30 protein-coding genes are annotated in these 25,674 nt (G+C 71.3%); 13 read left to right on the top strand and 17 right to left on the bottom strand.

All coding sequences use genetic code 11. The features are described from left to right. Positions 1 to 4 precede the first annotated feature (4 nt). Together LX88_RS24140 and LX88_RS24135 are read right to left on the bottom strand one after the other, a co-directional pair. Positions 5 to 289, bottom strand: coding sequence for a hypothetical protein (locus LX88_RS24140; RefSeq protein ID WP_258950083.1), 285 nt, complete (start codon positions 287 to 289; stop codon positions 5 to 7). Between the two features lie 41 nt (positions 290 to 330). After that, on the bottom strand, positions 331 to 1,647 hold the full coding sequence (locus tag LX88_RS24135; RefSeq protein WP_258950082.1) for an MFS transporter: 1,317 nt from the start codon (positions 1,645 to 1,647) through the stop codon (positions 331 to 333). A gap of 353 nt (positions 1,648 to 2,000) precedes the next feature. On the opposite strand from LX88_RS24135, the gene LX88_RS24130 reads away from it, so the two are divergent. Next, positions 2,001 to 2,789, top strand: a complete 789-nt coding sequence (locus tag LX88_RS24130; RefSeq protein ID WP_258950081.1) for an SDR family NAD(P)-dependent oxidoreductase — start codon at positions 2,001 to 2,003, stop codon at positions 2,787 to 2,789. 58 nt (positions 2,790 to 2,847) lie between these two features. On the opposite strand, the gene LX88_RS24125 is transcribed toward LX88_RS24130, so the two are convergent. The 3 genes from LX88_RS24125 to LX88_RS24115 form a co-directional block, all read right to left on the bottom strand. After that, positions 2,848 to 4,065 carry a PP2C family protein-serine/threonine phosphatase gene (locus LX88_RS24125; protein WP_258950080.1) on the bottom strand — a complete coding sequence of 406 codons (1,218 nt, stop codon included), beginning with the start codon at positions 4,063 to 4,065 and terminating at the stop codon, positions 2,848 to 2,850. Beyond that, entirely contained in the window at positions 4,062 to 6,773 is a 2,712-nt protein-coding gene (locus LX88_RS24120) for a SpoIIE family protein phosphatase (protein ID WP_258950079.1), read from the bottom strand. Before LX88_RS24120 ends, LX88_RS24125 begins: the two co-directional genes overlap by 4 nt. A gap of 150 nt (positions 6,774 to 6,923) precedes the next feature. Continuing rightward, complete coding sequence (locus tag LX88_RS24115) at positions 6,924 to 7,640, bottom strand: ANTAR domain-containing response regulator (RefSeq protein ID WP_258950078.1); 717 nt, start codon at positions 7,638 to 7,640, stop codon at positions 6,924 to 6,926. Positions 7,641 to 7,961: 321 nt separating this feature from the next. Here LX88_RS24115 and LX88_RS24110 point away from each other — a divergent pair, with 321 nt between their 5' ends. Both LX88_RS24110 and LX88_RS24105 read left to right on the top strand, forming a co-directional pair. Next, complete coding sequence (locus LX88_RS24110; protein ID WP_258950077.1) at positions 7,962 to 9,071, top strand: DNA alkylation repair protein; 1,110 nt, start codon at positions 7,962 to 7,964, stop codon at positions 9,069 to 9,071. A gap of 95 nt (positions 9,072 to 9,166) precedes the next feature. Beyond that, positions 9,167 to 9,457 (top strand): DUF4342 domain-containing protein, encoded by a 291-nt coding sequence (locus tag LX88_RS24105; RefSeq protein ID WP_258950076.1) that lies wholly within the window; start codon positions 9,167 to 9,169, stop codon positions 9,455 to 9,457. 34 nt (positions 9,458 to 9,491) lie between these two features. Here the strand turns inward: LX88_RS24105 and LX88_RS24100 are convergent, their stop codons facing one another. Beyond that, positions 9,492 to 9,764: a hypothetical protein gene (locus LX88_RS24100; protein WP_258950173.1), complete on the bottom strand. Its 273-nt coding sequence runs from the start codon at positions 9,762 to 9,764 to the stop codon at positions 9,492 to 9,494. Here LX88_RS24100 and LX88_RS24095 point away from each other — a divergent pair. From LX88_RS24095 to LX88_RS24065, 7 genes are all read left to right on the top strand, one after another. Continuing rightward, a complete protein-coding gene (locus tag LX88_RS24095; protein ID WP_258950075.1) occupies positions 9,732 to 10,010 on the top strand; it encodes a hypothetical protein in 279 nt (92 codons plus the stop codon). The genes LX88_RS24100 and LX88_RS24095 overlap by 33 nt on opposite strands. Beyond that, the gene (locus LX88_RS24090; RefSeq protein ID WP_258950074.1) at positions 10,007 to 10,150 is read left to right on the top strand and encodes a hypothetical protein; all 144 of its coding nucleotides are present in this window, start codon (positions 10,007 to 10,009) and stop codon (positions 10,148 to 10,150) included. The genes LX88_RS24095 and LX88_RS24090 overlap by 4 nt, the downstream gene beginning before the upstream one ends. Positions 10,151 to 10,544: 394 nt before the next feature. Further along, complete coding sequence (locus LX88_RS24085) at positions 10,545 to 11,012, top strand: DUF6292 family protein (RefSeq protein WP_258950073.1); 468 nt, start codon at positions 10,545 to 10,547, stop codon at positions 11,010 to 11,012. A 204-nt stretch (positions 11,013 to 11,216) separates the two neighbouring features. Then, positions 11,217 to 11,750 (top strand): DUF5994 family protein, encoded by a 534-nt coding sequence (locus LX88_RS24080; RefSeq protein ID WP_258950072.1) that lies wholly within the window; start codon positions 11,217 to 11,219, stop codon positions 11,748 to 11,750. Next, positions 11,747 to 11,902, top strand: a complete 156-nt coding sequence (locus tag LX88_RS24075; protein ID WP_258950071.1) for a DUF6307 family protein — start codon at positions 11,747 to 11,749, stop codon at positions 11,900 to 11,902. Before LX88_RS24080 ends, LX88_RS24075 begins: the two co-directional genes overlap by 4 nt. Further along, a complete protein-coding gene (locus LX88_RS24070) occupies positions 11,899 to 12,768 on the top strand; it encodes a transglutaminase-like domain-containing protein (protein WP_258950070.1) in 870 nt (289 codons plus the stop codon). Before LX88_RS24075 ends, LX88_RS24070 begins: the two co-directional genes overlap by 4 nt. 190 nt (positions 12,769 to 12,958) lie before the next feature. Continuing rightward, positions 12,959 to 13,126: an RGCVC family protein gene (locus LX88_RS24065; RefSeq protein WP_258950069.1), complete on the top strand. Its 168-nt coding sequence runs from the start codon at positions 12,959 to 12,961 to the stop codon at positions 13,124 to 13,126. A 27-nt stretch (positions 13,127 to 13,153) separates the two neighbouring features. Here LX88_RS24065 and LX88_RS24060 read toward each other — a convergent pair whose 3' ends face one another. Next, positions 13,154 to 13,654, bottom strand: a complete 501-nt coding sequence (locus LX88_RS24060; protein ID WP_443674878.1) for a mycothiol transferase — start codon at positions 13,652 to 13,654, stop codon at positions 13,154 to 13,156. 41 nt (positions 13,655 to 13,695) lie between these two features. After that, positions 13,696 to 14,283, bottom strand: coding sequence for a TetR/AcrR family transcriptional regulator (locus LX88_RS24055; protein ID WP_258950067.1), 588 nt, complete (start codon positions 14,281 to 14,283; stop codon positions 13,696 to 13,698). Between the two features lie 71 nt (positions 14,284 to 14,354). On the opposite strand from LX88_RS24055, the gene LX88_RS24050 reads away from it, so the two are divergent. Further along, positions 14,355 to 15,176, top strand: a complete 822-nt coding sequence (locus LX88_RS24050; RefSeq protein ID WP_258950066.1) for a class I SAM-dependent methyltransferase — start codon at positions 14,355 to 14,357, stop codon at positions 15,174 to 15,176. Here the strand turns inward: LX88_RS24050 and LX88_RS24045 are convergent. The 3 genes from LX88_RS24045 to LX88_RS24035 all read right to left on the bottom strand — a co-directional run bounded on the left by LX88_RS24045 (position 15,169) and on the right by LX88_RS24035 (position 18,354). Beyond that, on the bottom strand, positions 15,169 to 15,816 hold the full coding sequence (locus tag LX88_RS24045) for a CoA transferase subunit B (protein WP_258950065.1): 648 nt from the start codon (positions 15,814 to 15,816) through the stop codon (positions 15,169 to 15,171). The two genes, LX88_RS24050 and LX88_RS24045, sit on opposite strands and share 8 nt — an antisense overlap. Before the next feature lies 1 nt (position 15,817). Continuing rightward, the gene (locus tag LX88_RS24040) at positions 15,818 to 16,594 is read right to left on the bottom strand and encodes a CoA transferase subunit A (protein WP_258950064.1); all 777 of its coding nucleotides are present in this window, start codon (positions 16,592 to 16,594) and stop codon (positions 15,818 to 15,820) included. A 545-nt stretch (positions 16,595 to 17,139) separates the two neighbouring features. Further along, on the bottom strand, positions 17,140 to 18,354 hold the full coding sequence (locus LX88_RS24035) for an acetyl-CoA C-acetyltransferase (protein ID WP_258950063.1): 1,215 nt from the start codon (positions 18,352 to 18,354) through the stop codon (positions 17,140 to 17,142). A 79-nt stretch (positions 18,355 to 18,433) separates the two neighbouring features. Between LX88_RS24035 and LX88_RS24030 the strand changes: the two genes are divergently transcribed. Next, positions 18,434 to 19,324 carry a LysR substrate-binding domain-containing protein gene (locus tag LX88_RS24030; RefSeq protein ID WP_258950062.1) on the top strand — a complete coding sequence of 297 codons (891 nt, stop codon included), beginning with the start codon at positions 18,434 to 18,436 and terminating at the stop codon, positions 19,322 to 19,324. A gap of 8 nt (positions 19,325 to 19,332) precedes the next feature. Here LX88_RS24030 and LX88_RS24025 read toward each other — a convergent pair whose 3' ends face one another. Further along, entirely contained in the window at positions 19,333 to 19,827 is a 495-nt protein-coding gene (locus LX88_RS24025) for a MarR family winged helix-turn-helix transcriptional regulator (protein ID WP_258950061.1), read from the bottom strand. 334 nt (positions 19,828 to 20,161) lie between these two features. On the opposite strand from LX88_RS24025, the gene LX88_RS24020 reads away from it, so the two are divergent. Continuing rightward, a complete protein-coding gene (locus LX88_RS24020; protein WP_258950060.1) occupies positions 20,162 to 21,139 on the top strand; it encodes an NADPH:quinone reductase in 978 nt (325 codons plus the stop codon). Between the two features lie 16 nt (positions 21,140 to 21,155). Here the strand turns inward: LX88_RS24020 and LX88_RS24015 are convergent, their stop codons facing one another. From LX88_RS24015 to LX88_RS23995, 5 genes are read right to left on the bottom strand one after another with little or no spacing between them, the layout of a single operon-like run. Further along, positions 21,156 to 22,346 (bottom strand): cytochrome P450, encoded by a 1,191-nt coding sequence (locus LX88_RS24015; protein WP_258950168.1) that lies wholly within the window; start codon positions 22,344 to 22,346, stop codon positions 21,156 to 21,158. Positions 22,347 to 22,354: 8 nt separating this feature from the next. Further along, positions 22,355 to 23,539, bottom strand: a complete 1,185-nt coding sequence (locus LX88_RS24010; protein ID WP_258950059.1) for an NAD(P)/FAD-dependent oxidoreductase — start codon at positions 23,537 to 23,539, stop codon at positions 22,355 to 22,357. Then, positions 23,536 to 23,730, bottom strand: coding sequence for a ferredoxin (locus LX88_RS24005; RefSeq protein ID WP_258950058.1), 195 nt, complete (start codon positions 23,728 to 23,730; stop codon positions 23,536 to 23,538). Before LX88_RS24005 ends, LX88_RS24010 begins: the two co-directional genes overlap by 4 nt. Continuing rightward, a complete protein-coding gene (locus LX88_RS24000; protein ID WP_258950057.1) occupies positions 23,727 to 24,398 on the bottom strand; it encodes a TetR/AcrR family transcriptional regulator in 672 nt (223 codons plus the stop codon). The genes LX88_RS24005 and LX88_RS24000 overlap by 4 nt, the downstream gene beginning before the upstream one ends. Before the next feature lie 3 nt (positions 24,399 to 24,401). Continuing rightward, positions 24,402 to 25,610 carry a cytochrome P450 gene (locus LX88_RS23995; RefSeq protein ID WP_307790899.1) on the bottom strand — a complete coding sequence of 403 codons (1,209 nt, stop codon included), beginning with the start codon at positions 25,608 to 25,610 and terminating at the stop codon, positions 24,402 to 24,404. Positions 25,611 to 25,674 lie beyond the last annotated feature (64 nt).

Genomic DNA, 25,674 nt, shown 5'->3' with positions numbered 1-25,674 from the left:
GGCCTCACTCCGCACCCAGGCGGCGCCGCAGCTCGGGCAGGAACTCGGCGTCCTGACCGACCAGCGCGGCGGGATCCAGCTCGTGCGGCACGGAGGTGTTCGGCTCGCGGTCGAGCAGGTACCGGATGATCTCCTCGACCAGCGTGGCCCCGTCCGGTTCCGGCACCGCGAGGTCGTCGAGGAAGTCCTGTGACAGCACGACGTGGTGGTTGGTCGTCTCCGTGCCTTCGCGCACTTCGGCGGCGTACTCGTTGTCGGCCATGGGTGTGATGTGGACATTCGTGCTCATGACGGCTGGCTACCCACCGGTTGCGGCCGGAAACGCCGCCGTCACCGTCCGTGTGCTTCGGCCCTGGTCCTCGCCCGCGCCCGAGCACGGCGGCGCGGGCGCGTGACCGGCGCGGGCTGGTGCGGATGTCCGGCCGGGTGCGCCACACCGCGCCGCCGGTGCAGCACCCGGTGGGCGAACGCCGTCCGCCGCTGCGGGGAGGCGCCGAAGAGAGCGGCCGCGCTCAGCGTCGCGAGCAGGGTCGCGGTGCCCGCCAGCACCAGCGTCGTCTCCGCCCCGGCCCGCTCGCACAACCAGCCGAGCAGAGGCGCGCCGACCGCACCCGCGGCAGCCCCGGCGGAGCCGCTGATCGCGAGCATCCGGCCACGCATGCCGTCCTCGGAGTCGAGTTGCAGGCGGGTGCTCATGGTCGTGTCGATCAGCACCGCCGCCGCGGCGATCGGCACGAGCACGACGGCGAACGCGACCGGGCCGGGCAGGAGGCCACCGACCGCCTGGAGCAGGCTCGCGAGGGTCGCGGCCACGAGCAGGAGCCGCACGGACAGCGTGCGCCGGGCCGCCGCGAACAGCCCGCCGAGCACCGTGCCGACGGCGAACACCGACGAGAGCAGGCCGTACGTCGCCGCGTCGGTGCTCATCGCCGCCATGGTGACCTGGTAGTTCCGGCCGAGGCAGGACAGGAAGAACCCGAGGGTGACGAGCAGCAGCAGACGCCCGCTGCCGGTGACGTACCGCAGGCCCTCCCGCACGCCGGCCCGGCTGGAGGCGCTCGTGGCGAGGGGATGGAACTCCTCACGGCGGATGGTCAGCACCGCGACGATGACGGCGGCAAAACTGAGACCGTTGAGGGCGAACAACACCGGCGCGCCGACCAGCGCGACGAGCACGCCCGCCGAGCTCATCCCGAGGATTCGCCCGACCGAACTGATCACCGAGCCGAGCGCGACCGCGTTCGCGAGGCCGTCGCGCGGGACGATCTGGCTGCTCAGCCGCCCGAACGCGGGACCGTCGAACACGGTGACCAGCCCCGCGGCGAAGGTGAGCGCGTAGACCGGCGTCATCGGCATCCCCGACCAGACGGCGCACGCGAGCATGCCCGCCAGCACGGCGTGCAGTGCCTGGCAGACGAGCACGATCCGGCGCACCGGGAACCGGTCGGCGACCGCACCGGCCCAGGGCCCGAGCAGAACGGCCGGCAGCGTGCTGAGCAGCACCGAGAACCCGACCGAGGTCACCGAACCCGTGCGCTCGAGCACCACCCAGTTCACACCGATGACCTGCATCCACGAGCCCGTGACGGAGATCAGGTCCGCGGCGGCCCAACGGCGGTAGTTCCGATGGTTCAGGGCGCGGAACATCGGCGGCATCGTTCGCCGCAAAACACAACTCCTCGAACGGGGGATTGGGCCAGACACCACACGGCCCGGACCTGGAGGAGCGTACGTGCGGATTTCCCGGATCTAAACGTGAGTTCGTTCACGTCCTGGGTGGAGGTCGTTTCCGGGTGGCCCAAGTGATCCACAGTGGACAGCGGTGCTCGCGATAGCAGCTGTCCCTAGGCTCCACAGGCTGGACGCGCAGATCTTGCTGCTGGCCGCGGGCCACCACCGCGACTCCTTCCACTCCTGCGGCGATGAGCCCGGCACCGCGAATGCCCTGCCTCTTCCGGGGTACCTCGGTGGTGTTGGCCACGCGTTCTGGAGGAGGATCGGTGAACCCACAGGCAGTCGTGACGGGAGCGTCGAGCGGTATCGGGCTCGAGCTCGCGAAGGTGTTCGCGGACAACGGTTACGACCTCGTGATCGCGGCCGAGGACGACGCGATCGACACGGTCGGCGAGGAGATTCGGGGCCATGGCGTCCAGGTGGACGCCGTGCAGGTCGACCTCTCGTCGTACCAGGGCGTCGAGGACCTCGTGGCGCGCATCAGGACGAGCGGGCGGCCGGTCGACGTGCTCGCGGTCAACGCCGGTGTCGGTGTCGGCGGTGACTTCGTCCGCGACACGTCCGTGGACGACAACCTGGAGATCGTCAACCTGAACGTCACGTCCGCCGTGCACCTGACGCACCGCGTGCTGGCGGACATGGTGGACCGCAAGGAAGGGCGCGTGTTGTTCACGTCCTCCATCGCGGCCACCACTCCGGGGCCGTTCCAGACGGTGTACGCGGCGTCGAAGGCGTTCCTCGCCTCGTTCGGGCAGGGGCTGCGCGAGGAGCTGAAGGACTCCGGTGTCAGCGTGACCACGCTGATGCCCGGTCCGACGGACACGAACTTCTTCGATCGCGCGGGCATGCAGGACACCAAGGTCGCCCAGGGCGCCAAGGACGATCCGGCGCAGGTCGCGCGCCAGGGGTTCGAGGCGTTGATGAAGGGCAAGGACCACGTCGTCGCCGGCTCGGTGAAGAACAAGGCGCAGGCGGTCGCGGGCCGGGCGCTGCCGGACCCGGTGAAGGCCAAGGCACACCGCAAGATGTCCGAACCCGGCTCGGCGGAGTCGTAGGCGCTCCGTCGTGGACCCGTGCGATGCCGTCACACAGCCAGGCGACGGCATCGCGCGGTCAGGGGAGCACGTTGCGGGCCGCGGTCCTGCTCCACTCGAGCAGGAGCAGGGTGGCGTCGTCCTGCAAGTTCCCGTGCTGGTGGTCGAGCACCGCGCGGGACACCCGGCGCAGCGTCTCGGGGGCGGGCAGACCGGCCGCCTCGTGCCGTTCGGTGAGGTCGACCAGGCGTTCCACGCCGAACTCCTCGCCCTGCGGGTCGCGTGCCTCGGTGACGCCGTCGGTGTGCAACAGGATCCGGTCGCCGCGCTCGAGTTGTTCACGCCCGAGCCGCCGCGGCGTCCTGGCGAGGTGGCCGAGTCCGAGCGGCACGTGGATCGAGCTCCGCAGCGCCTTGACCATCCTGCCGCCGCGCAACAGCAGGGCCGGCGGATGCCCCGCGACGACGTACTGCACCGTCCCGGTCGCGAGGTCGAGGTCGGCGAGCACCGCCGTCGCGAACGGCGCCCTGAGGCCCTCGGCCGCCTGCTGCCGCACGGCCTGGTCGGCCAGTTCGGCCGCTTCGAGGAGCCCGAGGCCGTTGCGGCGGGCGTTGCGGGTCGCCGCCAGCGCCACCGCGGTGGTGAGGCCCGCGTGTACGTCGTGGCCCGTCGCGTCGAAGATCGAGACGTACGCGCGTCCGTTGTCGACTGAGTAGTCGTAGCCGTCGCCGCCCACGGAGTGATACGGCTCCATCACCGCCGTCACCGTCAGCTGGTCGCAGGCGAAGGTCTGCGGTGGCAGCAGCTGCCACAGCAGCTCGGACGCCACCGAGAACGGCGTGGTGCGGCGCAGGACGTGCAGGAAGTCGCTGTAGTGGAGCTTGCTCATGACCAGATGCCCGAGCAGGCCGGCCAGTTCCCAGCAGTGCTCGCGGATCGCGGGGTCGCCGGGGTCCCTGTCGCCGTGCAGGACCGCCTGGACCACGCCGAGCCGCTCGGTGCCGTTCAGCACCGGCAACCACAGGGACGGGGGCGAGCCGCCCGCGGCGACGATGTCGGTTCGCTGGAACGCGCGTCCGGCCGTGGTGGCGTGAACCCGCAACGGTGGTGGTCCTCCCTCGGGACGGACCGAGCGCAACCACTGCTGTCCCATGTCGACCACGTACAACTGCGCGGTGATGCCGACCTGGGCGGCGGCGCCGTCCAGGAGTGCGGCGAGATCGCCGGCCGTCGACAGGTGGGCGCCGTTGACGATGTGGCGGAACGCGGCGTTCCAGGCCTCGGCCTTCTCGGTCACGTGAACCCCCCTGGCCGGGTGCTCACCGCGAGGACGTCGCGCAGGCCCGACAACGTGAGGATGCGGTCCGGAGCGCTGCCGCACAGGCAGGTCACGCTGATCGTCCGCCCGGCTCGCCGCGCGCCTGCCGCGGCCTCGAGGAGCAGCGCGACGCCGGAACTGCTCAGGTAGCCGACGCGGGTGAGGTCGATGCCGGCCGGGCTGTGCGGCCGGGCGCCGATGTGGGCCAGCAGCGGTGCGCGCAGGCCGCCGGAGGTGTGCGTGTCCAGGTCGCCGGTGAGGTGGAGCACCTGCGTGCCGTCGCGAGTCTCCCGCACGTCGAGGCCGATCACGTCGGACGGCTTGGCGAGGGGCGGTGGCGGCGGTGCGTCGGCCGGTGCGGCGGACAACCGGAAGCGGACCGTCGTGCCCGTGCTGTCCGCGTCGAGCTCGACGTCGCCGGCGATGGCCCGGATCATCTGGAGGCCGCGACCGCGATGGCCCGGGTCCTCGGGCTCCGGGCGCCACGCGCCGTGATCCCGCACGGTGACGTGCACGGCCCCGTCGCGGTGCGCGATCTCGGTGTCGAAAGTGCCCGTGGTGCCGGGATAGGCGTGGTCCACGACGTTCGCGGCGGCCTCCCCGTAGGCCAGCACGAGGTCGTAGGCGAGGTCGTCGGAGAGCCCCGCCGCGGCCGCCCACTCGGTCACGGCACCCCGCAGGCCCGAGAGCTGGCGCGACTCGGCGGGCGACGTCACGCGCAGGGGCGCTGGCAGGTGCCGGGCGACGACGAGCGCGACGTCGTCGCTGTGGCCGTCCGTGAGCAGCGCGCCGACGATCGTGCCGGTCAGTTCGGCGGGCGCCTGGTGCTGCGCCTGCGCCACGACGGTGAGCAGCCGGTCGAGACCCTCGTCGACGACGACACCCCTGCGTTCGACGAGTCCGTCGGTGTAGAGCACGATCGACCCGCCGGGGGCGAGCACCGTGCTGTGCTCCTCGTACCGCGCACGTCCCGGGGTGCCCAGCACCGCACCGGTGTGGTTCGTGAGCAACCGGGCCCCGCGCTGGTCGGCCACCAGCGGCGGGAGGTGCCCCGCGCTGGCCCAGCACAGCCTTCCGGTCGCCCAGTCGAAGGTGATGCACGCGCAGGTGCTGCCGGTGGCGCCGTTCACCCTGGAGGCGAAGGCGTCGAGCCGTTCCAGCGCGGCGGCGGGGGAGTGCCCGTCGACCAGGAAACCGGCCAGGGCGCTGCGGAGCTGTCCCATCACGGCCGCGGCCGTCGGGCCGGAGCCGACGACGTCGCCGACCGACATCCCGGCCACCGTGCCGGCGATCGGGAGCACCTCGTACCAGTCGCCGCCGATCTGCGCGTGACTCGACGCGGGCAGGTAGCGGGCGGAGGTGGCGAGGCGCTCCAGCGCCGGGAGTTCGCGGGGCAGCAGGCTGCGCTGCAACGTGGTGGCGATCTCGTGTTCGCGCTGCAGCAGCAGTTCGCGCTCGGCCTCGGTGCGCTGCCGCTCGGTCACGTCGCGCCCGATGGCCTGCAGCCCGCCCGGCGTGACCTGGACGCTGAGCTCCAGCGCGACGATCGACCCGTCGGCGCAGCGCAGGTTCCAGACCCCGGTCTGCTCCTGGTCGTGCGGCGGTTCCGGGCCGTCGCCGCCGAGCACGAACAGCTCCTCGGCGCGGCGCCCGACCAGCTCCTCGCGCCGGTAGCCCAGCAACGTGCAGGCAGCCGGGTTGACCTCGACGAACCGTCGTTCGCCGTCGAGGACCCAGATGCAGTCGGCGGCCCGCTCGATCAGGAGACGCAGGCGCTGCTCGTTGTCGCGCAGGGCGCGGTCGGAGTGCGCGCGCTGCAACGACTCCCAGCAGCGGTTGACCACGACGGACACGAGGTCGATCTCGTCCTGGGTCCACTGCCGCGGGTGTGCCTGGTGCACGGCCATGGCCGCGACGAACCGCCCGCCGCGCAGCAGGGGCAGGCAGATCACCGCGCGGATGCCCGTGACCGCGTAGGCGGCCAGGTCGTCCTCGTCGAGCCGCGGGTCGTCACCGCTGTCCACGACCACCCACGGCTCGCCCGCCCGCATCGCGCGCAGCGCACCCTCGCCGAACGCGCGCATGGCGAACCGTCCCGGCAGCGGCGGCAGACCGGTGGCGTGGTCGCCGCTCATGACGAAGTGGTTCTCGTCCTCCTCCGTCCTCGCGTACGCGCACCGGTCGACGGCGAGGTGCTCGCCGAGCAGCCGGGTCGCGAGCGCCATGAGGTCGTCGGCGTCGTCGAGCCGCTGCGACTCCCGGTCGAGCACGGCGAGGAACCGCTCCCGCTCGGCGGCGACGCGCTGGCCCGTGACGTCGATGACGACGCCCTGGAGCACGCGCGGCACGCCCGCCTCGTCCCGCTCCACGTGGACCTTCTCGTGCAGCCACACCACTTCGCCCCTCGTGGTGAGCGCGCGGTAGCTCAGGTCGTAGTCGTCGTGGCCGGCCGCTCGCTGCCACCGTTCCCGCTCGGACCTCTCGCGGTCGTCGGGGTGCACGACCGAACGCCAGAACCCCGGCTCCTCGAGCCAGCGCCGGACGGGATGGCCGAGCAACTGCTCGACGTAGTTCGACACGAAGGTCAACTCGCGGATCCGGGCGTCGGCCGCCCAGAACACCACGCCGAGGTTGTGCACGAGCCCGCGCAGTCGGTCGGAGTCGATGTCGTGTCCGGCGGTGCCCATGTCAAAAGCCTGTCACGCCGGTGACGGTGCGGCGAACCGCACGCGTCCGAGGTTCGCCGGACGCGACGAACACGTGCGTGCGGGCCCTTCCGTCTCCGTCATTGCGGACGGGTTTGCCGCGCGGGGGGCCGCCAAACGTCGGCGGCCGGCTCAGTGCGGGGCGACGCTGTCTATCAGGCCCTGCGCGACCTCACGCAGCTTGACGTTCCGCTTCTGCGAGTCCTGCACGAGCATGGCGAAGGCCTCGTCCGCGGTGCACGAGTGCACCGCCATGAGCACGCCCTTGGCCTGGTCGATGACCGCACGCGAGACGAGCGCGGTCTCGAGGTGCGCGATGTGGTCGCGGGAGCGCTGCCAGCGGTGGGCGTTGTCGATCGCGGCGCTGGCGGCGGTGGTGAACAGCCGCATCACGCCTTCGTCGAACGGGTCGAAGGCCGTGGCCTTGTAGCTGTAGATGTTGAGCGAGCCGACGTGCTTGGTGTCGCTGTGGTCCGAGGCCGGGAGCAGGATCGGCACGGACAGGTAGGCGCGCACGCCGTGCTGTTCGGCGGCCGCGTCGAACTCGGGCCAGCTGTCCCTGTTCTCCCCGACCACGGCGCGCACGGCCCGGTGCGTGCGGGCGGCCTCCAGGCACGGACCGCGGTTGGAGCTGTACTGCTTCTCGTCGATGTCGATCAGCGTGGTGTCACTGGCGGCCGCGGTTCTCGGCTCCTCGGGGTTCACGGTGACGGTGACCGCGTCGGCGTCCTGCACCGCTCTCGTGGCGGTCTCGCTGAGCCGCTGCAGCACGTCGTCGAGCGGTTCCTCGCCGGAGAAACCGTCCCGCAGCATCGTCAACGCGTCGGTCGCGTCGTCGAGTCGCTCCACCGGGTCCTGCCGATCTGCCCCGGCAGTGGGTGCGCCGTCCTGGCTCGATGGCATCGTCAAGTCGTCCATTGCGCCGGTCCTCTCGCCGGAATCGAGTTCGCGGCGCTGGTCGCTCAACGCGCTCACAGGGAATGTTAGAGCCTGTGCGATTCGTCGTGCACGCCTGCGGAAAGGCGTGGAGACCGAACCGGCGAAGATCACATCACCGCGTTCGTGCCGGTAGCATCCCGGCCATGCCCGCCACTCCCGGCCGCCGCAGCGCGAAAGCGTTGCCCTGCCTGGCTTCCCCCTACTCCGGACCAGTCTCCGGCGGAGAACGACATGCCCTTTGCCGATGAGCTGATCGGTGCCCAGACCGTTCGTGCCCTCACCGCCGCCCTGAGTACCGCGTCGCCGCGAGCGCGCCTGCCTCGGCTGCGCGCGGCCGAAACCGCCCTGACACCGTTGGCGCTCAGGGAGCGCAGCGACCTCATCCGTGACGCGCTGCTCGCCGACCTGCCGGGTGACTACGCCTCGTTCGCGCGGACCGTGCGCGCCGCGGCCGCCGGGGCGCCGTCCTTCACCGGATGGCTGATCTGGCCGGTCACCAGTGCCGTCGCCGCCAAGGCGATCGGTGAGGGCGGCGTGGAGGCGTTCGACGACGCGCTCGCGCTGCTGGCGGAGCTGACGCCACGGCTGACCTCGGAGTTCGCGTTGCGCGCCCTGCTCAACCAGGACCTCGGGCGGGCGCTGGACGCGATCGTGCCGTGGACCCGTTCGGAGTCGGCGGACGTGCGCCGGCTCGCCTCGGAGGGAACGCGCCCGCTGCTGCCGTGGGCGGTCCGCGTGCCCGGCGTCCTCGCCGAGCCCAAAGCCACGCTGCCGGTCCTCGACGCGCTGTACCGCGACGAGAGCGAGTACGTGCGGCGGTCGGTCGCCAACCACCTCAACGACATCAGCCGCCGGGACCCGGAACTCGCCGTCGCGACCGCGAGCGAGTGGATGGCCGCGCCCGACGACAACACCGAACGCGTTGTGCGCCACGGTCTGCGCACGCTCGTCAAGCAAGGCCACCCCGGCGCGCTGGCGCTGCTGGGGTTCACCTCCGCGCACCTGGACGTGACCGGCCCGTTGCTCACCTCCGGCACCGTGGCGATCGGGGAGACGCTGTCGTTCACGGGCTCGGTGCGCAACCTCGGCCAGGAGCCCGCGCGGCTGGTGATCGACTACGTCGTGCACCACCTCAAGGCCAACGGCACGCTCACCGGCAAGACCTTCAAGCTCACCACCAGGACCGTCGAACCCGGCGAGACGTACGAGCTCAGCCGCGCGCACTCGTTCCGCGTGCTGACCACGCGCCGCTACCACCCCGGTCAGCACGCCGTCGAGCTGCAGGTCAACGGAGTGCGTTCGGGGCGCGCCGAGTTCACCCTCATCGCCGTCGGGGGATAGATCAGGTGGAGGTCAGGGGGAAACCCTGATGGCAGGGTTCGCGGCCGCGGGCACTCTTGGAGTCGTCAAGGGACATCCGCAGTACGAGGAGAATCATGAGCGAATCCAGGCCTGAGTCCACCCGGACCTCCGTCGACTCGGTGGTCGACGCCGTGCGAGGGCTGGTCAGCGAGGGTTTCAACCGTCGCGTCGTCGTGCGGGACAGCAAGGACGAGGTGGTGCTCGAGGTGCCGGTGGCCCTCGGGTTGATCGCCGCGTTCGCCGCCCCGGTGGTCACGACGATCGGTGCCGGTGCCGCGCTGGTCGGCAAGTGCGGGATCTCACTGGAAACCCGCGAGGAGCCCGCCGGCCAGACCGTGACGACGGTCGAGTCCGAGCGGGTGTAGCCACGAGCGCCCTGCGCACCCCCGCGAGGGGGCGTCAGGGCAGCAGGAGCTCGAAGAGCTGCCGCAGGGTGACGGCGAGAGTCTCCTCGTCGGTCTCGTTCGACGTGGTGCTGCCGATCACCTTGCGCAGCAACCAGAATCCCGCGATCAGGGCCAGCGCGACCGCGGCGCGCTCCGTGCCGCGGGTCTCGGGCACGACGTCGTACAGGTGGGCTTGGACCCGAAGTAGCGGTTCACCGGCATCGCGCTGACCCCGGCCGCCGGTGAGATCGACGTGCTGGTCAACAACGCCGGCGTCTACGGCCACGTCGGCTGGCAGGACGCGACCCCGGACGTGTGGCGGGAGATCTACGAGACCACCGTGCTGTCCGCGGTGCGGACGATCCAGCGCTTCGTCCCCGGCATGCGCGCCCGCGGCTGGGCAGGGTCGTCCAGATCGGCGGCGGCCTCGGCTCCCAGCCGATCGCCGTCCAGCCCCACTGCAGCGCCACCCTGGCCGCCCGGCACAACCTCGCCGTCTCGCTGGCGCGGGGGCTCGAGGAGACCGGCGTGACCTCCAACGTGGTCTCACCGGGCGCGGCCGCGCGGAGGAGGTCGCCGGCGCCGTCGCCATACCTCGTGAACCCGTACGCGGACTACGTGAGCGGCGCGACGACCAGGGTCGGCGGCGGCGCGGTGAAGTCGGTGATCTGAGCGGCTCGTCGTCTGTTCATGCCGGGCACGACCAGTTCGCCCGACGCGAAATCACCATTGCTTGCCGACGGCTCGGCACAAAAGTCACTCACGACAAAAAAGAGCACTGTTCATTGTCGAGAATCGACTGCTTTTCCGTTGCGGCCGACGGGCGCCGGGACGTCCACATCGTCGCCGCGGCGACGCCGGCCACGCGGAGCCGAACGTCCGTGCGCCGGCGACGGAGACCGAGGACACCCGCCGGAACGGCCGCCGGAGAATGCTCCGCTCCGTTCCGAGCGGTTACAGTGGGGGCCCAGAGTCGTTGATCGGCTCGTCCGCTCGCTTCGTCACCTCCGCGGTCTGTGAGTCCGCCCGCTGTGGGTCCGCAGCGATCTGAGGAACACGGAGTCGCATGGCAGTGACCGCGCCCATCAGTGATGATCGAGTCTCACGCCGCCGGAACGTCGCGCCGGCCGCCACGTCGGAGGGCACTCACCTGCTGGCCGGGGCCCTCGAGCGGTACGTGTGGAAGGTCGCCGAGGCCCTCGGTGTGCCGCGTGAAGGCGCCAGCTTCGAGGTCACAGACACCGCCACGGCCTACATCGCGCTCGGTTGCCGCGCGGTCGCTCATCCGGATCGTGACGTCATGCTCGTCTGGAGCGCGACGAACGGCTGGGCCGTGTCGATCGAGACCGATCCGGCTGAACCGCTGATCGTGCTCGGCCGCCTGTCCGGGGCCATCGTGCAGGCGCCGGAGGCGGTGGCCGGTCTCGTGGCCGAGTCCATGACGCGCCCCGGCGTCCGCCAGCCGCCCGTGGCGGGCCCGAGCCCCATGGGGTGGTCGGACCTCGCGGAGTGCATGGAACGCTACGCACCCTGATGTTGCGCGTTTTTTGCCGGGAGATTTCGCGGCGAATGGCGGATCGTCATTTTTCGCAAACGAAAGTCCTTTTTCGGCCGATCATGCGGGAAACGGTGTAGTGTCGATTCTGCTGAGAGCATCTCGCACCTGAGCACTCAAGCTCACGTCGCACTCGGTGAAACCTGAACCGGTCCTCATCGGGCCGGAGACGGGAGTCCCGGCATGACGTCGGCTCCTCACCTTTCCATGACCCCTCAGGCCGTCACGGCCACCGAGCAGCTCCGGACTCCGCTGCGATTGCGGCTGCGGCCGAATGCGCTCTCCACGGGGCATGTCGACGGTGCTTGGTGGCCACGTTCCCGGGACCTCGCCGCCGAACTGCCCGCGCTGCTGGCGGTGCTGGCAGTTCGGCTGGGCGACATCCCGCGGGTGAGCTACAACCTGACCGAGTGGGACACCGCGCCACGCCAGATCGCCGTGAGCGGCGTCCGGGTGCGGCTCGGCGGGTTCTGGTCCAGGCCCGCGCACACCGTGGACGTCGTCGCGGGAGACCGGCGCCGCCTGACTCTGCTCCTCGTTGCGCCGGACACCGACCCTTCCGCCGCCCACCGGTCCATGATGCGCGCCGCCCACCGCGAGAACACCGACACCGTCGAGGTCCTGCTCCGCGGTGCCGCGGCGAGCGAGTCCACTGTGGACGCCGTGCGAGCCGGCGACACCCGCATACCCGAACAAGCGTTCCGAGGAGTTCGATGACCACACCGACCTACACGTCCGCGTACGAACGCAGGCTCCAGATGGTGCAGGACGTGCTGACCGACCAGGCCGAGATCGACGGCAAGGCGGCACGAGACCTCGCGACACGCGTGCTGCGGGCCCTGGACCACATACCGGAGCGGGTGCGTTGAACGCGCGCCATTACGGCACTGGCGCGGCAAAGCTGACGTGGGGCACCCGGCTGCTCCGCGTCGGTTGCGCGTTCACCTACCGCGCCGAGGTGCCCACACCCGCGGTGTTCCTCGTCCGGCCGCTGTGGAACGCGGACGTGCGGGTGAGCCAGGAGCACCTGGACGTCCAGCCGGACGTGCCCATGCGGCACCACCTCGACCTGTACGGCAACCGCAACACCCGCGTCGTGCTGCCCCCCGGTCTGTCCACAGTGCACTACAACGCGTGGGTGGACGTGCCGGACCGGACGGAGGACGTGGACGAGACCGTGCCGGAGACGCTGCCCGACGGTCTGCCGGACGACGTGCTGGTGTACACCCTGCCGAGCCGGTACTGCGTGTCCGACGTGCTCGGCGACGAGGCCTGGTCGCGGTTCGGCGCCCATCCGCCGGGCTACGGCCGGGTGCGCGAGATCTGCCGGCACGTCCACGAGTCGCTGAGCTTCGGCTACGGCACCTCCACCGCCCTGTCCACCGCGGCCGACGTCAACGCGGCCGGTTTCGGTGTGTGCCGCGACTTCACGCACCTGGCGATCTCGTTCTGCCGCGCCCTCAACATCCCCGCCCGGTACGTCTTCGGCTACCTGCCGGACCTGGACGTGCCGCCCGGTGACGCGGAGATGGACTTCGCGGCGTGGATGGAGGTCTGGCTGGGCGACCGCTGGTGGACCTTCGACCCGCGCAACAACGAGCCCCGCAAGGGCCGCGTCGTCATCGGCCGTGGCCGGGACGCGGCCGACGTCGCCATGGTCACCACGTTCGGTGGCCCGCTGCTGGAGTCGATGGTCGTCCAGGCGGAAGAGGACCTGGCACCGACGTGGCGCTGAGCGGGCTCCACCGGTGGCAGAGTACGGTTGGGGCCACCGAGGGTTCTTCGTGCAGCAGCGCTCGAGCTGGTGCCGCCTTGGGCGAATCAGCAAGCCCGGCCGTCATCGTGCCGGTGCACGGCTCCCCGGCCAGGCGTACGCGCTGACGAACTCGCTCTTCCGTTCCAGCGCCGATCATCGGAGTAACCGCATGCCTGAATCAGTCACCACCGCCCTCGACAACGATGTGAGCGCTCTCGACAACGACGCGACCTGCGTCGTGTGTCCCCACCTGTGGCGCGAGCACGACCCGCTCGGTGCGCGGTACTGCACGGCGACCACGGTCTCCGCGCTCACGCGAGGCTGTATCTGCGGCTGACAGTGTTGAGCGCCAGCGGTTTGTGAGCTATTCGAGCAGTCCGCGCACGAAGGCGGCCTGCCCGGCGTGCTGGAGATCGTCCTCGAGCACGCTGACCAGTCGCACCGCGCGGGTGACCGGCGGGTCCCACGACTCGTCGATCACCACGGACAGATCTCCTGCCTCGACGCCGCGCAGGTACTTCTCGGTGCGCTCGTGCACGGCCTGGTGGTACCCGAGCAGCAGGTCCGCCGGCGCGACCACCGCGGCGACCTGTCCGGCGTCGTGGCCGTAGCCGGTGTCCTCGGCGGGGAGCGGCAGGCCGAACCGCTCGGACCAGCCGCCGTCGGTCCACACCTGCCCGGTGCCCGCCAGATCGGCGACGTGGTCGTCCTGCACTCGGGTCAGGTGCCAGACGAGCCAGGCGATCGAGTTCGCCGAGTCGTTCACCCGATGCGCGAGCTGGTCGGTGGACAGGCCTTCGAGTAGTCGCGTGACCGCCTGCCGGACCCGGTCGAACCCGTCCAGCAGCACGTCCGTCGCACTGATCTCACTCATGATCCCGTGTACCCCCGCCGGCGTCCGTCCACTCAGCGCACGGCCCCGGCCAGGACCGCGGTCACGACCTTCCGCACGGCCTCGGACTTCGCGGGGTCGTCCTCGTGCTCGGTGAACTGCAGGTGCGCGGCGCCGATCACCGTGGGAGCGAGCACGTCGACGTCCGCGTCGGCCGCGATCCGGCCGAGGTCGCGCTCGGCCGTCAGGTACTCGGCGACCATGGCCGTGACCTCACCGACGAGCGGGAACCGGGCGGTGCCCGCCGCACGCAGCCGCGTGCGCAGTTCGTCCCGTGCGATGACGAGCACCACGACGGCCACCCCGACCGGGTCGAAGCCGGTCATCAGGGCGTTGGTCAGGTTCCCGGCGACCGTGCCGGTGCCCGCCACGTCCCGGAGGGCGGCGGCCTGCATCTTGACCTGCGCGATGCGCTCCAGCACCAGTTCGGTGAGGAAGGCGTCGAAGTCGGCGAAGTACCGGTGCAGAACGCCCTTGGCGACGCCCGCCTCGGTGGTGACGGCCCGGCTGGTCAGCTCGCTGGCCCCGTCCCGGACCAGGACGCGGCCGGCGGCGTCGAACAGCTGCTGACGCGGGTCGCGCAACGCAACGCCAGTCGGCACCACGCCTCCTCTTCTCTCGCTGAGAGCGAACTGCGGCGCTCTAATGGGCGCTTGCCCACTAGAATGGGCACATGGTCACTCTACCGTCGTCACCTGCACCGGAACCGCATCGGCACCGTCGCGTCGCGGAGTCGTTCGGGGTCGATCCCGAACGCTACGACCGAACCCGGGCCGAATATCCCGAGGCGATGATCGAGCGGATCGTCTCCGCGAGCCCCGGCCCCGGCTTCCTCGACGTGGGCTGCGGGACCGGCATCGAGGCCCGCCAGTTCCGGGCCGCCGGCCGCGCGGTGCTCGGTGTCGAGCCCGACCGGCGGATGGCCGACTTCGCGCGACGCACCGGCCTCGAGGTCGAGGTGGCGACGTTCGAGGAGTGGGAGCCCGCGGGCCGCACCTTCGACGCGGTCGTCTCCGGCACGGCCTGGCACTGGGTCGATCCGGTCGCGGGCGCGGCCAAGGCGGCACGCGTCCTGCGGCCGGGAGGCGTGCTGGCGCCGTTCGGGCACGTGTACCAGCTCCCGTCCGCCCTGGCGGAGGCCCTCGACGAGGTGTACCGGCGGGTGGCACCGGACTCGCCGCTGAGCTTCGCCGGCCGGCCGGAGGTGCCGGTCCTGGACGCCTATCGGGGCCTGTACGCGCGGGCCGCCGACGGCATCCGCGAGGCCGGAGGGTTCGACGAGCTCGAGTTGTGGCGCCACGACTGGCAACGCACGTACAGCCGCGAAGAGCTGCTGGACCTGGTGCCGACCTCCGGCGGTCTCACCACCCTGCCACCGGAGCGGCTGGCCGAGGTGGTGGCCGCCCTGGGAGCCGCGGTCGACGGGATGGGCGGCACCGTCACGCTGCCGTACGCCACCTGGGGCCTCACCGCGCGCCGGTCTGCGATCAGCTGACGCTGAACTCTCCGGCGAGCACCGGTGCCCCCGTGCTCGCCACCACGCCCTCGACCGTGCTGCCGGGCGCGAGCTCGACCAGGCGGAACGCGCCGTCGGCGACGTCGAGCACGGCCAGGTCGGTGATGACGCGGGAGACGACCCCACGTCCGGTGAGCGGCAGGGTGCACGTGCCGACCAGCTTCGGCTCACCGGCGCGCGACACGTGTTCCATCAGCACGATCACCCGGCGGGCGCCGCTGACGAGGTCCATCGCCCCGCCCATGCCCTTGACCATCGCGCCGGGCACCATCCAGTTGGCGAGGTCGCCGTGCGCGGACACCTGCATGCCGCCGAGCACCGCGGTGTCGATGTGGCCGCCGCGGATCATCGCGAAGCTGGTGGGGGAGTCGAAGAACGACGCCCCCGGCACCACGCTGACGGTCTGCTTGCCCGCGTTGATCAGATCGGGGTCGACCTCGTCGTCGTAGGGGAACGGCCCGACACCGAGGATGCCGTTCTCCGCGTGCAACGTCACCGCCGAGTCCGCCGGCAGGTGGTCGGGGATGAGCGTGGGCAGGCCGATGCCGAGGTTGACGTACTCGCCGTCGCGCAGTTCGAGCGCGGCACGTGCGGCCATCTGGTCGCGGGTCCAGGCCATGTCAGTTCTCCTCCTGGCGGGCGCGGGTGGTGCGCTTCTCGATGTCCTTGCGGGTCGCCTGCTCCGGGGTGAGCGCGACGACGTTCTGCACGAAGACACCGGGCAGGTGCACCTGGTCAGGATCGATCTCACCGACCTCGACCACTTCCTCGGCCTCGACGACGGTGAACCGCCCGGCCATCGCGGCGGCGGGGTTGAAGTTGCGAGCGGCAGCGTGAAAGACGCAGTTCCCGGCCCGGTCGGCAACAGCGGCACGCACGAGCGCCACGTCGGTCACGATCGACTCCTCCAGCGCCATCTCCTTGCCGTGGAACGCGCGCACCTCCTTGGGCGGAGAGGCGAGCGCGACGGTGCCGTCCGGGTGGTAGCGCCAGGGCAGACCACCTTCGGACACAAGGGTGCCGACGCCAGTCGGCGTGTAGAAGGCGCCGATCCCGGACCCCCCGGCTCGCAGCCGTTCGGCGAGCGTCCCTTGTGGAGTGAGCTCCACCGTCAACTCACCGCCCAGGTACTGGCGGGCGAACTCCTTGTTCTCACCGACGTAGGACGCCACGACCCGGCTGATGCGGCGGTGCTCGAGCAACAGCCCAAGCCCGGCACCGTCCACGCCGCAGTTGTTGGACACGATCGTGAGATCGTCCGCCCCCTGCTCCAGCAACGCCTCGATGAGGAACCACGGAATGCCCGCGAGCCCGAAGCCGCCGACCGCGACACTCGCGCCGGACCGGATGCCGGCCACGGCTTCGGCCGGTCCGCCGACCACCTTGTCCAGGCTCATGAGTGGGTCTCCTTCTTGGCATGATCGTGAGTTGTCCACAGGCTGGTTGTGGGCTGAACTGTGCGTTTCCGGAATTGGATAGCCTGTGGATAGAGCGGGAACCAAAACCGGGGGGCGCGCGTTGCGTTAGGAGGAATCGCGCGGGGAGCAGTGGATCTAGCGGCTCGCCGGGGGCCGGGAGGTTGTCGAGGATCGTCGGCTTCGAGTCGTGCCGGGAGTCGAGTCGTACCGCGACGGGTCGTACGGGGACGGCTCGTACCGGGACCGGTCGCACGGCAGCTCGGCCGCCGTGGCACGTTGGTCGCCCCTCTGCGGGCGTAACGACCCACCATCGCCTCCCACTGGGCGCGGTCCTCGTACGCGGTGGTGAACCAGCGCCGGACGACGTCCTCGGCGATTGGTTTCGTTCCCTTGGAACATCAGCGCACCGCCCCAAAGACCGCAGCGCTCATCAGCACCGCCTCGACAGCTGCGACGCTCATCAGCGCATCGCCCCGACAACCGCGACGCTCATCGGCGCACCGCTTCGAAGACCGCGGCGCCCATCAGCGCACCGCCTCGAAGACCGCGGCCAGCCCCTGACCGCCGCCAATGCACATCGTCTCCAGCCCGTAGCGGCTGCCGCGCCGGCCCATCTCGTGCGCGAGCGTCGCCAGGATCCGCGCTCCGGTCGCGCCGACGGGGTGCCCGAGCGAGATACCGGAACCGTTGGGGTTGAGCCGTTCGTCGGCGGAGTCGAGCTTCCACTCGCGCAGGCACGCGAGCACCTGGGCGGCGAACGCCTCGTTGAGCTCGATCACGTCAATGTCGTCGAGGGTGAGGCCGGCCCGGCCGAGCGCGGCGGCCGTGGCTGGGACCGGGCCGATGCCCATGACCTCCGGCCCCACTCCGGCCACGGCCCAGGACCTGAGGGCGAGCACGGGTCGCAGGCCGCGCTTCTCGGCTTCGGCGCGGGTGGTGACCACGCACAGCGCGGCGCCGTCGTTCTGGCCGCTCGCGTTGCCTGCGGTGACCGTGGACTCCGGGTCGAGCTTCAGCCTGACCGGCCGCAACGCGGCGAGGTCGTCGAGCGTCGTGTCCGGGCGGGCGTGTTCGTCGCGGCCGACGACGAGGTCGGGCTTGCCGCGGCGGCCGGGCACGGTCACCGGCACGAGTTCGTCGGCGAAACGGCCCGCCTCGAAGGCGGCGCCCCAGCGCTGCTGTGAGCGCACCGCGAACTCGTCCTGTTCGGTGCGCGAGATGCCGTACTCGCGGCGGAGGTTCTCCGCGGTCTCGAGCATGCCGCCCGCCACCGGGTGGAACCGGCCACCGGCCGTCTCCCTGGCCCGGTCGAGGCGGTCGACCAGTTGGACGCCACCGCTGCGGACGCCGGTGCGCAGTCCCAGCGCGTAGTGCTCTACCTGCGACATCGACTCGGCGCCGCCTGCCACGACGACGTTCGCCGCGCCGGTCGCCACCTGTGCTGCCGCGTAGAGCACGGCTTGGAGTCCTGAGCCGCAGCGGCGGTCGATCTGGAGGCCGGGGACGCCGGTGCCGAGGCCCGCGTCCAGGGCCGCGATCCGGCCGATGGCCGGCGACTCGCCGTTCGGGTAGCTCTGGCCGAGCACCACGTCGTCGACATCACCCTCCCGCAGGCCCGTGCGCCGCACCAGCTCCTTGAGCACGGTGGTGGCGAGGTCGGCGGCGCTCAGGGAGGCGAGCGCACCGCCGAACCTTCCGACCGGGGTGCGGAGGGGTTCGCAGATCACGACGTCGGTCATGTCCTCGACGCTAGTGCGGTTCGGTCATATGTAGAAATACTGATTTGGCGATGACTGAGACTCTGGGAGTATCAACAGGGTGGAACTTCGTCACCTGCGCTACTTCGTCGCGGTCGCCGAGGAACGGCACTTCGGCCGCGCCGCCGCGCGCCTGCACATGGCGCAACCGCCGCTCTCCCAGCAGATCCAGCAGCTGGAGGCCGAGCTCGGGGTGACGTTGCTGCACCGCACCACCCGCAAGGTCGACCTGACCGACGCCGGGGCGGTCTACCTCGAACGCGCCCGCGCCGTGCTGGCCGCCGTCGACGACGCCGGGGCGGAGGCGCGACGGGTGGCCGACGGGCTGCAGGGCCGGCTGGTCGTGGGATGCGTCGGCTCGGCCACCTACAGCCTGCTGCCCGCGTTCGCCCGTGCTCTGCGCGAAGAGCTGCCGGCCGTCGACTTCGTGTTCCGGGGCGAGATGCTGGCACCGGACCAGCTCGAGTCCCTGCTCGCCCGCCGCATCGACCTCGCCCTGCTGCGCCCGCCGGTCGAGGACCCGGCGGTGCGGGTGAGCGCCGTGCGCCGCGACCGGCTCATCGTGGCGTTGCCCGAGGACCACCGGCTCGCCCGGCGCAAGCGGCTGAAGATGGCGGACCTGCGCGAGGAGGACCTGATCGTGCACGCGTCACGCGGCCGTTCCGTCATGCACGGGATCGTCACGGAGCTGTGCCGCTCGGCCGGGTTCGAGCCGCGAATCCGTCACGAGGTGGCGGAAACCTCGACCTTGGTCACCTTCGTGGCCGCCGGACTCGGCGTGGCCGTGGTCCCGGAACCGGTGGCAGAGCTCGGCGTGCCCGGTACTACCTATCGGCCGCTGGCGGGGAACCGGGGCATCGACCTCGTGGCGGGCGTGCGGGCCGGCGACGACTCGCCGGTCGTCGCGAGGGCGCTCAGCCTGCTGGTCCAGTGGCAGGAACGGGCGCGCTGAACCGCGGGTCAGGTCTCCAGCCACTCCGGCCGGCTGGAGGAGGCGGGGTCGAGCCGGTCGAGGATGCGTTCGTGGGCGGCGTGCAGCTGGCTCAGCTGTACCGCGTCCAACGGGTCCACGACCAGTTCGCGGACCGCGGTGACGTGACCCGGCGCGGCCCGTTCGACAGCGGCCGTGCCCGCGTCGGTGAGGACAGCGCGGCTGGCCCGGCCGTCGGCGGGATCGGGCTCGCGGCGCAGCAGGCCACGGCCTTCGAGGCGCTTCACGACGTTCGACAGGCGTGACAGCGACGAACTGGTGAGCTGCGCGAGCCGGCTCAGGCGCAGGGTGTGGCCGGGGACCTCGGACAACATCGACAGCACGTGGTACTCGAAGAACGACAGCCCGGCGTCGCGTTCCAGCTGGGCGTCGAGCGTCGCGGGCAGCCGCGTCAGCACGCGCACCATGTCGAGCCAGGCCAGCCGCTGCTCCGCCGTTAGCCAGCGCGGGTCCTTCGGGGTCACGTCCCCAATTTACTTGACGCTTGAACCATTCGCTCCTACTGTCGGCGACAGAAAGTTCAAATTTGAACTAACTGGAGGCTGTCCTGTGAGTCGCGATCATCGGTGCGGACACCGTCGGATCCGGGCTCGCCGGGGCCGCCACGCTGCGGGACACCAGGTCACCGTCGCCGCCGCTCACGGGGAGAACGCGGTCGAGGTGGCCGAGCAGGTGGACGGCACGGCAGCGGCCACCGCCCCGGACGCCGCCCAGGGCAACGGCTGGACCTGGCAGAGTGGAGGGCGCCTGACCGGTCCGACCGTCTGAAAAGGACCGAGACCGCTCCGAGGAGAAACCATGTTCGCGTCCTGGTACGACCGGCAGGGCTCCGCCACCGAGGTCCTGCAATTCGGTGAACTGCCCGACCCGCGGCCCGGTCCCGGTGAGGTGCGGGTCGAGGTGCGGCTGTCCGGGGTGAACCCCGGCGACACGAAGAAGCGGCGTGGCTGGCTGGGTTCCTCCATGCCGTTCCCGCGGGTCGTCCCGCACAGCGACGCCGCCGGCGTGGTGGACGCCGTCGGCGACGGAGTCGACACCGGCCGGGTGGGCCGGCGGGTGTGGGTCCACGGCGCGCAGTCGTACCGGGCGTTCGGCACGGCCGCGCAGTACGTGGTGGTGCCCGGACACCTGGCCGTGCCGTTGCCGGACCACGTGACCGACGAGCTGGCGGCGAGCCTGGGCATCCCCGGCATCACGGCCCACCGCACGGTGTTCGCCGACGGCCCGGTCGACGGGCGGACCGTGCTGGTGCAGGGCGTCCTCGGCGGCGTCGGTTCACTCGCCGCGCAGCTCGCACGATGGGGAGGCGCCACGGTCCCGGGAACGGTGAGGAAGACCAGCGACCTCGACCTGGTGGACCCCGCGGTCGTCGCACACGCGGTAGCGCTCGACAACCCGGCCGCTGCCGAGGAGATCCGCGCGAACGCGCCGGACGGGGTGCACCGGATCGTCGAGGTCTCGTTGTCCGACAACGCCGATCTGGACGTCGCCGTCGTCGCGAACGACGGGATCATCGCCGCCTACGGCACGCGGGCCGACCGCACGGAACTGCCGTTCTGGCCCTTGCTGTTCAACAACGTCACCGTGCGGCTGTTCGGCGGCGACGACTTCCCGGCGGCCGCGAAACGAGCCGCCGCACGGGACCTCACCGCCGCTGCCGCCGTGGGTGCGCTGCGGGTGGAGGTCGGGAAGTCGTTCCCGCTCAACGAGATCGCGGCGGCCCACGACCGGGTCGACGCCGGTGGCCGCGGCCGCGTGCTCCTCACCGTCGCTTGACGGGCTCGTGCCACCGTCACCAGGTCACGGGAAGCTCGTAGACGCCGTACACCGAGCCGTCGTGTTTGAACGGGATCTTCTCCAACTCGGTGGCCAGCCGCAGCGTCGGGATCCGCCGGTACAGCGTGCTGTACACGACCTGCAGCTCCATCCGGGCCAGCGGCTGGCCGAGGCACTGGTGCACGCCGAAGCCGAACGCGACGTGTTGCCGGGGATTGCGGCCGAGGTCGAGCCGGTCGGGGTCCGGGAACACCGACGGGTCGCGGTTGCCGACGTCGCCGGCCATGATGACGCCCTCGCCCGCGCGGATGGTCTCGCCGGCGATCTCGACGTCCTGCAGCGCGACCCTGCGGCGGCCGTTGTGCGTGATGTGCAGGTAGCGCAACAACTCCTCGACGGCGGACGACACGAACGCGGGGTCGTCCGACTCGCGGAGCCTCGCCAGCTGATCCGGGTTCTCCAGTAGCGCCAGGGTGCCGAGGGCGATCATGTTCGCGGTGGTCTCGTGTCCGGCGAGCAGCATGAGCACGCCCATCTGCACCGCTTCCGGGCGGGTCAGCTCGGCCTTCTCGATCCGCTCGACCAGGCTGGACAGGAGGTCGTCGCCGGGGTTCTCGACCTTCTCGCCGACGAGGCCGTCCAGGTACTGGAAGAGCCTGCCGCCCGCGGCGCGCCGCTCGTCCCCGGTGGCGTCGCGGTTGATGAGGACCTTGCTGTTCTCCTGGAACGACTCGTGGTCGTCGTACGGCACGCCGAGCAGCCTGCAGATCACCAGTGACGGCATCGGGAGCGCGAACGCCTGCACCAGGTCCACGGGTTTGGGGCCGGTCAGCAGGTCGTCGAGGAGGTCGTCGACGACCTGCTGCACGCCCGGCCTCATCGCCTCGATCCGCTTGATCGTGAACGACGAGGTCACCATCCGGCGGAGCCGGGCGTGCTCGGGGTCGTCCATGAGGATGAAGCTGATGGGGGTGCCCCCGTCCGCCGAGACGTCGACCTCGATCGGGTAGCCCGGCCGGGTGGCGTCCGAGCTGAGCCGGGCGTCGGCCAGGAGCGCCTTCTGCTCCGCGTACCTGGTCACCAGCCACACCTCGGTGCCGTTGCGCAGCCGGACCCGCGTCAGCGGTGCCTCCTGCTGCAACGACTGGATGGCCGGAGGCGGGTCGAACGGGCACTTCTCCGCCCGCACCCCCGGAAACGTCTTCATGGTGCCCGTCACGACTTTCCTCCCACGAGTACCGATTTCCCGATCTCCTGCCGCAGCAGACGGGCTTGTTTGGCCATGTTCCAGCCGAGCACGCCGGTGACGACGCCGTCGCGGCGGTACGTCGCGACGAAGCGGTGCTCCGCCGGGTCACCGTCCACAACGGTCACGTCGGCGTCGGCGCCGAGCACGCCGTGCACCTGGATCTTGACGTCGAACTGGTCGGTCCAGAAGTAGGGCACCGGCGTGTACGGCCTGTCCTCGCCGAGGATCGCGCCGGCCACCGCTATGCCTTGCTCGGTCGCGTTGGTGCGATTTTCCAGGCGCAGCAGGACGTCCAGCGTTTCGTGGTGCCACCGGGCCACGTCGCCGGCGGCGTAGATCCCCTCCGCCGCCCGGCAGCGCGAGTCGCACACGATCCCGTTGTCGCGCGGCACTCCGCTGCCCGCCAGCCAGTCCGCGGCGGGAGCGGCTCCGAACGCCACCACGACGACGTCCGCCGGCAGCACCTCGCCGGTCTCCAGGCACACGCCGGTCACCCTGCCCTCGTGCGAGGACAGGCCGGTGACACCGGCGCCGAGCCGCAGTTCGACGCCGTTCGAGGTGTGGAGGCCCGCCAGCAGTTGTGCCGGTAGCGCGCCGAACTGGTAGGCCAGGGGTGCCCGCTGCGGTCCGGCGATCGTGACGGCGAGTCCCATCATCCGCGCGGTGGCGGCGATCTCGGTGCCCAGCACCCCGTCGCCGACGACCACGACCCGCGAGCCGGCCAGCAGGTCCTCGCGCAGGGCCAGGGCGTCGTCGAGCGTGCGGAGCACGTGGACTCCGGCGAGGCCGTCCTGGCCCGGCAGGGTGCGCGCCCGCGACCCGGTCGCCACGACGACGGCTTCCGCGGTGAACTCGCGGCCGGAAGCCGTGCGGACGGTCCGCGCCGGGACGTCCAGGCCCACGGCGGCGTCGCCGAGCACGAACTCGGCGTCCAAAGTGGACAAGACCTCGGGAGGCCGCAGTCGCGCCCGGTCGGGAGGCCAGGTGCCGGCGAGGACCTGCTTGGACAACGGCGGCCGGTCGTACGGCAGGTGCCGCTCGGCGCCGAGCACGGTGATCGGACCGCGGTACTCCTTGCGCCGCAGCGCTTCCACGGCGGCGAGACCAGCCGCGGAAGCCCCGACGACGAGCACGCCGTCCGGAGCGCTCACTCGTTCACCGTGATCGCGACGCCGGGACACACACTGGCGGCCTCGCGCACGACGTCCGCCAGTTCCGCGGGTGGCGCCTCGTCGAGCAGGACGACGATCCCGTCCTCGTCGCGCTGGTCGAACACGTCCGGTGCGAGCAGCACGCACGTGCCTGCGCCGCAACACTTCTCCTGGTCAACGATTACCTTCATCGTTCCTTCTTCTCTCGTTGCCCGGTGGGGGAGATGGGGGCGAGCCACATCCCGGCGAGCGCGTCGATCAGTCCGGCCGCCGCGGAGTTCCACGTGTGCCGGGGTGTGGTGGTGTCTTCGGCGAGGGAGCGTTCGCGCTCGCCGAACACGTGCACGATCAGCTGGCGCGCCATGTCGGCGCGTTCGGCCCTGACCTGCGGCGGCATGTCGGGCAGGCACCGGTTGAGCGACTCGAGGATGCGCATCAGCGACGGCGACGACAGCGACTCGTCGATCATGATCGGCCGGAAGGTGGGGTCGGTCATCACCTGCGCGCCGAACCGGGCGAACCACGTCGGGCTGCCCACCGCCTCGAGGTGCTCGGCCACCGGGCTTACCAGGCAGGCGATCCAGTCCCGCACGTTCGAGCTGTCGCCGGCCTCGGTCACCCTGTGCCGCCGGATCTCCTCGATCGACGTGGAGTGCTTGCGCGCGATCGCTCGCACCAGGTCGGCCTTGGTGCCGAAGTGGTAGCTCACCGCGGTGTTGTTCCCCTGCCCGGCGGCCTCGCTGATCTGCCTGTTGGACACCGCGAGGACGCCGTGCTCGGCGAACAGCCGTTCTGCCGCCGTCAGGATCAGTTCCCTGGTCGGCTGCGCCCGCCCGGTCCTGGTGGCCTCACTCGTCACGGGTCACCACCTCACCGGCAGCTCCGTGAGCCCGCCGACGACCAGCCCCTCCACCCGGCGCAGGTCGTCGGCGCCGATGGCGAGCTCGAGGGTGGGCAGCCTGCGCAGCAGGACGTCGAGCACGGCCTGCAGTTCGGTGCGCGCCAGCGGTTGCCCGATGCACGCGTGCGCGCCGGCGCCGAAGGCCAGGTGCGGGTTCGGGCTGCGGCGCAGGTCCATCTGCGAGGCGTCGGCGAAGGCGCTCTCGTCCCGGTTGGCCGCGGCCATGCTGCACACCGCCGTCGTCCCGGCGGGCAGGACCGTGCCGGCGATCTCGACGTCCTCGTCGAAGTACCGCACCATGCCGAACCCGGAGTTGGCGTCCATCCGCAACGCCTCCTCGACGGCGGTGCGCACCAGCGACCGGTCCTCCAGCAGCCGCTCCCAGCGACTCCGGTCGGCGAGCAGCATCGCGACCATCTTGGCGATCATGTTGGCGGTGGTCTCGTGCCCCGCCACCAGCAGCCCGATGCCCGTCGAGATGAGGACGACGTCGGAGAGCGGGTCGCCGTCGGCGTCGGTCTCCGCGATGAGCGCGCTGAGGACGTCGTCGCCGGGTTCCGCCCGCTTGGCCGCGATGTGCGCCGCCATGTAGGCACCGAACTCGGCGTGCGCCGCCGCCATCTCCTCCTGGGAGAAGCGGGTCATGCTGAGCAACATGTCCGACCAGTGCGCGAACCTGTCGCGGTCGGCGTCCGGAACCCCGAGCATGTCGCAGATCACCCAGACCGGCAGCGGGAAACCCAGACCCGCCTTCAGATCGGCTGGTCCGCCCTTCGCGACCATGTCGTCGACCAGCCGCTCGGCCATCGCCTCGATGCCGGGCCGCAGGGCGTTCATCCGCTTGGCGGTGAACCACCTGCCGATCATCCGCCGCCAGCGCAGGTGCTCCGGGCCGTGCTGCGGCAGCACCGACGCCATCTCGCTGTCGAACACCCCGCCGTCCTCGGCGGAGACCCTGGCGCCCCGGCCCGGCCCCGTCCTGGTGAACCGAGGGTCGGACAGCACCTGCTTGACGTCGTCGTAGCGGGTCACCAGCGTGGCACCGTCACCGCTGGGCAGCGTCACGTGCGCGACCGGGCACCGATCACGCAGCCGCGCCCACTCCTCGGGCGGATCCAACGCGTTCCCGGCGGGGATCGGGTACCGCAACGGCTCTTCCACCTGCGTCAACGGACGCCTCCTCTCACAGCAGCGCGTGTTCGGCCGCTCACCCACAGCTTGGAGATCGGAGGAC

This window comes from Lentzea californiensis (genome assembly GCF_024648825.1).
Classification (GTDB): Bacteria; Actinomycetota; Actinomycetes; order Mycobacteriales; family Pseudonocardiaceae; genus Lentzea; species Lentzea californiensis.
This window is presented reverse-complemented; position numbering and strand designations above follow the sequence as displayed.

Coding starts and splice junctions, on each gene's coding strand:
- LX88_RS24045 (WP_258950065.1), bottom strand. CDS start 15,816: ATGGCCTGGACCCGCGACCAGATGGCCGCACGTGCCGCGCTCGAACTG.
- LX88_RS24110 (WP_258950077.1), top strand. CDS start 7,962: ATGCCCTTTGCCGATGAGCTGATCGGTGCCCAGACCGTTCGTGCCCTC.
- LX88_RS24140 (WP_258950083.1), bottom strand. CDS start 289: ATGAGCACGAATGTCCACATCACACCCATGGCCGACAACGAGTACGCC.
- LX88_RS24120 (WP_258950079.1), bottom strand. CDS start 6,773: ATGGGCACCGCCGGACACGACATCGACTCCGACCGACTGCGCGGGCTC.
- LX88_RS24005 (WP_258950058.1), bottom strand. CDS start 23,730: ATGAAGGTAATCGTTGACCAGGAGAAGTGTTGCGGCGCAGGCACGTGC.
- LX88_RS24065 (WP_258950069.1), top strand. CDS start 12,959: ATGCCTGAATCAGTCACCACCGCCCTCGACAACGATGTGAGCGCTCTC.
- LX88_RS24035 (WP_258950063.1), bottom strand. CDS start 18,354: ATGACCGACGTCGTGATCTGCGAACCCCTCCGCACCCCGGTCGGAAGG.
- LX88_RS24085 (WP_258950073.1), top strand. CDS start 10,545: ATGGCAGTGACCGCGCCCATCAGTGATGATCGAGTCTCACGCCGCCGG.
- LX88_RS24105 (WP_258950076.1), top strand. CDS start 9,167: ATGAGCGAATCCAGGCCTGAGTCCACCCGGACCTCCGTCGACTCGGTG.
- LX88_RS24075 (WP_258950071.1), top strand. CDS start 11,747: ATGACCACACCGACCTACACGTCCGCGTACGAACGCAGGCTCCAGATG.
- LX88_RS24020 (WP_258950060.1), top strand. CDS start 20,162: ATGTTCGCGTCCTGGTACGACCGGCAGGGCTCCGCCACCGAGGTCCTG.
- LX88_RS24015 (WP_258950168.1), bottom strand. CDS start 22,346: ATGAAGACGTTTCCGGGGGTGCGGGCGGAGAAGTGCCCGTTCGACCCG.
- LX88_RS24080 (WP_258950072.1), top strand. CDS start 11,217: ATGACGTCGGCTCCTCACCTTTCCATGACCCCTCAGGCCGTCACGGCC.
- LX88_RS24050 (WP_258950066.1), top strand. CDS start 14,355: ATGGTCACTCTACCGTCGTCACCTGCACCGGAACCGCATCGGCACCGT.
- LX88_RS24040 (WP_258950064.1), bottom strand. CDS start 16,594: ATGAGCCTGGACAAGGTGGTCGGCGGACCGGCCGAAGCCGTGGCCGGC.
- LX88_RS24135 (WP_258950082.1), bottom strand. CDS start 1,647: ATGTTCCGCGCCCTGAACCATCGGAACTACCGCCGTTGGGCCGCCGCG.